Origin of the sequence: Pseudomonas sp. ANT_H4, from assembly GCF_008369295.1 — a bacterium.
Classification (GTDB): Bacteria; Pseudomonadota; Gammaproteobacteria; order Pseudomonadales; family Pseudomonadaceae; genus Aquipseudomonas.
This window is the reverse complement of sequence record NZ_VOBG01000069.1, coordinates 1-1,706: the sequence shown is the minus strand read 5'-3', so window position 1 is coordinate 1,706 and position 1,706 is coordinate 1. Positions and strand designations below refer to the sequence as shown.

Here is a 1,706-nt window from a genome sequence, read left to right as displayed (position 1 = left end):
TTCAAGCCGATATGGGAGAGCTACTCCAAGGCCGGTTTTGTCGAGCGTTACACCTCGCTGCAACTGGCGTATGCGCAGGGGTTTGGAAACGTGCTTTACGGTCTCTGGGACGGTATTGCGCAATTGTACAAATGGTTGGCAGACGTCAAGCCCAACAGCGAAAAGCTGCTGCAGTACCTGTCGCAAACCGAGCTTGAGGCACTGCTGCAACTGAGCAACGAGGCGATTGCCAACGGCCTGCTGATTCTGAGCGATGAGCCGCTGCTGTTCATCTACCTGTCGGCGATGGTCAGTTGGATGCGCATGCTGCCGCCGCATTACTTGATTGAGTTGCTGAGCGAAATCACCGCCGAGGTACTGCTCAATCTGCTTTTGCTGCGGGCCATCGGCGGTATGGGCGTAGCGGTACGCATGGGCACGCAGGTGCTGGGCAAGGTCAAATCCGGCCGTGCGCGGAAGTGGCTGGAGCAGATGGCCAGGTTGGGCGGCACGGCCCGGATGGATGGGCATGCCGAGGTACTTAAGCCGGTATCGCTTAAGAGTCATGCGGTACCGGTCAAGGCAGCGAGTGTGCCGCTGAAGGTAGGCGCGGATGAGGTTTCGAATCCGGCACCGATGGTGCGAGAGCCGAAGACGGCGCGTACATCGCTGGTGAAGCAGGAGCCTGTCGACGATGTGCCCTCTTCTGCGAAAAACCCTAACGGCGATGCAGCGGCCAGTGCCGATAAAACCGCCACCAACGGTTGCCCGGTGTCGATGGTTACCGGTGAGGAACTTCTGACCCTCACGGACGGTGAGCTGGACGGACTTCTGCCGTTTGCCTGGACAAGGGTGTATCGCACCAGTGCTGTGGAAGTGGATTGCGGGTTGGGGTTTGGCTGGAGCCATTCGCTGGCCCAGCGGCTTTCTGTGATTGGCGAGTCGGTGGTGTGGACCGACCATGAGAACCGCAGCACAACGTTTGTGCTGCCTACCGTTTCGCGGCCGGCGATCAGCAATAGCTTGGCGGAGGCGGCGATTTATCTAGGCTCAGTGCCGGATGAACTGGTGCTGGCTCAGGCGTCCCATTTTTATCACTTCCGCGATGGTGTGCTGACGTCGATCAGCGACGCGTACGACAACCGCCTGCGTATTTCCCGCGACCATTCAGGACGGATTCAACGGCTGGATAACGGCGTAGGGCGGGGGTTGCTGCTGCGCTATGACCGGGGCCATATCGTTGCAGTCGACTACCAGGTACAGCGCGCCGAGGAGTATCAGGAGTACGTCTGGGTTACCGAGCTGAACGTTGTTTCCTACCGCTATGACGACGCTGGGCGGCTGATTGAGGCAACCAATGCTGTAGGCGAAAGCGAGCGGTATCGGTACGACGATCAGCAGGTGATCCTGGAGCGGGAACTGGCCGGTGGGGCGAGTTTCTTTTGGGAGTGGGAACGGTCCGGCAAGGCTGCACGCTGCATGCGGCACTGGGCCAGTTTTTCGCAGATGGACACGCGTTATGCCTGGGACGACAACGGCAGTGTCACCGTGCATAACGCTGATGGCAGCCAGGAAGTCTACGTCCACGACCAGCGTGCGCGGCTGGTGCAGCGGATTGATCCGGACGGCGCGGAGCACTTCAAATCCTACGACGATAAGGGCCGGCTGACGGTCGAGCAGGACCCGCTCGGGGCGGTGACGGCGTATCAGTACGACGAAGCTGGTCG

General features: G+C 60.1%; 1 protein-coding gene. It reads left to right on the top strand.

Annotated elements, in window-relative coordinates; all coding sequences use genetic code 11:
* On the top strand, positions 1-1,706 hold a 1,706-nt coding region (locus FQ182_RS29530), incomplete at both ends, for a DUF6531 domain-containing protein (RefSeq protein WP_149494085.1).